This window comes from Rhodoplanes roseus, assembly GCF_003258865.1.
In the GTDB taxonomy this organism is placed as follows: Bacteria; Pseudomonadota; Alphaproteobacteria; order Rhizobiales; family Xanthobacteraceae; genus Rhodoplanes; species Rhodoplanes roseus.
Window position 1 is genome coordinate 1 of the sequence record NZ_NPEX01000407.1, and the last position, 3,978, is coordinate 3,978.

The 3,978-nt window shown below is 69.8% G+C and carries 5 protein-coding genes; all 5 read right to left on the minus strand.

The genetic code is table 11. The features are described 5' to 3' along the window. Positions 1-148 precede the first annotated feature (148 nt). The gene (gene era, locus CH341_RS29120; RefSeq protein ID WP_111422767.1) at positions 149-1,087 is read right to left on the minus strand and encodes a GTPase Era; all 939 of its coding nucleotides are present in this window, start codon (positions 1,085-1,087) and stop codon (positions 149-151) included. Positions 1,088-1,111: 24 nt separating this feature from the next. Continuing rightward, positions 1,112-1,825, minus strand: a complete 714-nt coding sequence (gene rnc, locus CH341_RS29125; protein WP_245431305.1) for a ribonuclease III — start codon at positions 1,823-1,825, stop codon at positions 1,112-1,114. Beyond that, complete coding sequence (lepB, locus tag CH341_RS29130; protein WP_111422776.1) at positions 1,822-2,583, minus strand: signal peptidase I; 762 nt, start codon at positions 2,581-2,583, stop codon at positions 1,822-1,824. The genes rnc and lepB overlap by 4 nt, the downstream gene beginning before the upstream one ends. 184 nt (positions 2,584-2,767) lie before the next feature. Further along, the gene (gene acpS / locus CH341_RS29135) at positions 2,768-3,190 is read right to left on the minus strand and encodes a holo-ACP synthase (protein WP_111422772.1); all 423 of its coding nucleotides are present in this window, start codon (positions 3,188-3,190) and stop codon (positions 2,768-2,770) included. Between the two features lie 10 nt (positions 3,191-3,200). Further along, positions 3,201-3,965 (minus strand): pyridoxine 5'-phosphate synthase, encoded by a 765-nt coding sequence (locus CH341_RS29140; protein ID WP_111422774.1) that lies wholly within the window; start codon positions 3,963-3,965, stop codon positions 3,201-3,203. Positions 3,966-3,978 lie beyond the last annotated feature (13 nt).

A 3,978-nucleotide genomic window follows, 5' to 3' on the forward strand; every position in this document is an offset into this window, starting at 1 on the left:
CCCGGCTCTGCGGCGCATCAGGCCTGCGGCCTGACGCGCCTTGTCCGGGGCACGCGGCCGAGAGTCTGGAGAACTGCCTCATCCATGACGAATACAGCCGCCCCGCATTGCGCTGCGCTCCTGCGGGCTACGACGTTGTCCGGGCTGCCTACCCCTTCGGGAACTCGAGGCCCATCTCGCGGTAGCGCTCGGGGTCGTCGGACCAGTTCTCGCGCACCTTCACGAACAGGAAGAGGTGGACCTTCTGGTCGATGAGCTTGGCCAGCTCCTCGCGCGAATCCGTGCCGATCGACTTGATGGTGTGGCCGCCCTTGCCGAGCACGATCTTCCGCTGGCTCTCGCGCTCGACGAAGATGGTCTGCTCGATGCGCACCGAGCCGTCCTGCTGCTCGGTCCACGAGTCGGTCTCGACGGTCGAGCGGTAGGGCAGCTCCTGGTGCAGCTTGAGAAACAGCTTCTCCCGGGTGATCTCGGCCGCCAGGCTGCGCATCGGCGCGTCCGACATCTGGTCCTCGGGATAGAGCCACGGCCCCAGCGGCACCTTGGTGGCCAGCGTCTCGGCGAGATCCGGCACGCCGCTGCCGCTCATCGCCGAGATCATGAAGGTGTCGGTGAAGGGCACGCGGTCGTTGGCGGCCTGCGCCAGGGCGAGCAGCGCCGGCTTGGCGACGAGGTCGACCTTGTTGATCACCAGCGTCTTGGGCTGCCGCACCTCCTTGAGCTTGTCGAGGATGGCGGAGGTCTCCTCGTCGAGGCCGCGCTTGGCGTCGATCACCAGCACGGCGAGGTCCGCGTCCTTGGTGCCCGACCAGGCGGTCGTCACCATGGCGCGCTCCAGCCGGCGGCGCGGCAGGAAGATGCCGGGCGTGTCGACGAAGATCAGCTGTGAGGCGCCGAACACGGCGATGCCGCGCACCAGCGTGCGGGTGGTCTGCACCTTGGGGCTGACGATCGTGACCTTGCTGCCGACCAGGGCGTTGACCAGGGTCGACTTGCCGACATTGGGCGCGCCGATCACGGCGACGAAGCCGCAGCGCGTCGGTCGGTCGGCCTCGTCGGCGGCGGGGGGCGTCTCGGAATCGGTCATCGGATCTCGCGTGGAAGAGTCGGATCAGGCCTCGGCGGGGGCCGCCGTCTGGACGCCCTCGCGGCCCAGGAAGGCTGCGGCGGCCGCCTGCTCGGCCGCCCGCTTGGAGCGGCCGACGCCTTCGGCCGACGGCAGGTCGGGCAGTTCGACGACCACGCGGAACTCGGGGTCGTGGTGCGGGCCGGTGCGTTCGACCTCGCGATAGTTCGGGGTCGGCAGCCCCCGGCCCTGCGCCCATTCCTGCAGGATCGTCTTCGAATCGCGCAGCGGCCGCTTCGGCTTGCGCATGCGCTCGCCCCACAGCGCCTCGATCATGGCGGCGGCGGGCGGATAGCCGCCGTCGACGAAGACGGCGCCGATCAGCGCCTCGCAGACGTCGGCGAGAATCGCGATGCGCCGGCGCCCGCCGGAGTTCGCCTCGGAGACGCCGAGCTTGATGGCGGGGCCGAGATCGAGGGCGCGGGCGACGTCGGCGCAGGTCTCACGACGGACCAGATCGGCGAGCCGTCGCGACAGCTCGCCCTCCTCGGCCCGCGGGAAGGCGCGGAACAGCATGTCCGAGACGACCAGGCCGAGCACGTGGTCGCCCAGAAACTCGAGGCGCTGATAGCTCACCGTCCGGTTCTTGCCGGACAGGGCGGAGATGTGGGTCAGCGCCGTCTCCAGCAGCGTCTTGTCGTCGAAGGCGTAGCCGATCCGGGCTTCCAGCTCTTGCCTGCCCTTGCTCCGCGCGCTCATCTGACCAGCGTCAGCAACCGTCCCCATCGCACTGCCCAGGGCCATGCCCAGACGTGCCACGCCGGCACGCCGTCGCCCACCGAGAAAAAGATGACCTGGGCGCGTCCGATGATGTTGTCGAACGGCACGTACCCGACCTGGCTCAGCACGCGGCTGTCGGTCGAGTTGTCGCGATTGTCGCCCATCATGAAGTAGTTGCCGGCCGGCACCTCGTACACCGGGGTGTTGTCGAGGAAGCCGTTGTCCTGCAGGTCGAGCGTCTCGTAGGAGACGCCGTTCGGCAGGGTCTCCTTCCAGCGCCGGACCCGCACGGTGCGGCCGCCCTCCTCGTCGACATAGTCGGAGGCGCGCTCGCGCTTCACCGGCTGGCCGTTGATGTGCAGGAGGCCGCCGACCATCTGGATGCGGTCGCCCGGCAGGCCGATCACCCGCTTGATGTAGTCGGTCGAGTCGTCCTTCGGCAGCCGGAAGACGACCACGTCGCCCCGCGTCGGCTCGGAGCCCATGATGCGGCCGTTGAACAGCGGCAGCGACAGCGGGAACGAATAGCGGCTGTATCCGTAGGAGTATTTCGAGACGAACAGGTAGTCGCCGATGAGGAGCGTCGCCATCATCGAGCCGGACGGGATGTTGAACGGCTGGAACAGGAAGGTCCGGATGACCAAGGCGATGATCAGCGCGTGAAAGATGACGCGGGCGGTTTCGAGGATCCCGCCTTCCTTCTTCTTCTCTTGGCGCTTCTCTTGGCTGTCGTACACGCTCAATGGCCTCTCGTTGTTCGCCTGCAGTCATCGTCTTGCCGAAGCGGCGGGCCACGGCGGCCGGGACAGGACGGTCGACGTTCGGCGGGATACCCGTCCACGAGCCTGGGCGCGAAGTCAGCGACGATGAAACCGGCGCGGTGGCGTTCTGGTTCTAGCGGCTAGAGGGGACCGGCGCAATTCACGCGCCGGTCTCTCCCCCGCCGGATCGTGGTACCGCCGAGATGACCACGAAGGCCTGGGCGAGCGGATATTCGTCGGTGAGGGCGAGGTCGATCTGGACGTCGTGGCCGGCCGGCGTGATGGCGGCGAGCCGCACCGCCGCCCCGCCGGTGAGCTTGAGGGTCGGCTTGCCGGACGGCAGGTTGATCACCCCGAGGTCGCGGAAGAACACGCCCTTGCGAAAGCCGGTGCCGAGCGCCTTGGCGCAGGCCTCCTTGGCGGCGAAGCGCTTGGCGTAGGTCTCGGCGCGGTTCTTGCGGCGCTCCGCCAAGGCCCGCTCGACCGGGGTGAAGCAGCGGGCGACGAAGCGGTCGCCGTGCCGGCCGAGCGCCTTCTCGATGCGTCGGATATCGCAGAGGTCGGTGCCGATGCCGATGATCACGCGCGTGCCTCTAGTTGCGGGCCGGGGCGCCGCCGCGGCCGCGCTTCATCGCCGCCAGCATGCGCCGGATCGCCCCCTCCAGGCCGTCGAACACCGATTCGGCGACCAGCCAATGGCCGATGTTCAGCTCCACCACCTCGGGCAGCGCCGCGATCGTCTCGGCGGTCAGCGGGTCGAGGCCGTGGCCGGCATGCACCTCGAGGCCGCGCGCCCGCGCCCCGCGCGCGGCCTGCACGATGCGGTCGAGTTCGGCCCGGGCCGCCGCCGCCTCGCCGGCCGCGATCGCCTCGCACCAGGCGCCGGTGTGCAGCTCGACCACCGGGGCGCCGACCGCGACGGCGGCATCGAGCTGGACCGGATCGGGCGCGACGAACAGCGAGACCCTAATGCCGGCGGCGCAAAGCGCCTTCACGCGGGGCTCCAGCTCGGCCCGCTGGCCGGCGGCGTCGAGCCCGCCCTCGGTGGTGCGCTCCTCGCGCCGCTCCGGCACCAGGCAGGTCGCGTGCGGCTTCAGGCGCAGCGCGATCTCGACCATCTCCGAGGTCGCCGCCATCTCCATGTTGAGCGGCACGGTCAGGTGGCGCTTCAGCCGCTCCATGTCGTCGTCGCGGATGTGGCGCCGGTCCTCGCGCAGATGCGCCGTGATCCCGTTCGCCCCGGCCGCGACGGCGATCTCGGCCGCCCGCAGCGGATCGGGATGCCGCCCGCCGCGGGCATTCCGCAGGGTCGCGACGTGATCGACATTGACGCCGAGGCGCAGGGGGGAAGCAGTCACTGAAAAGCTCCAG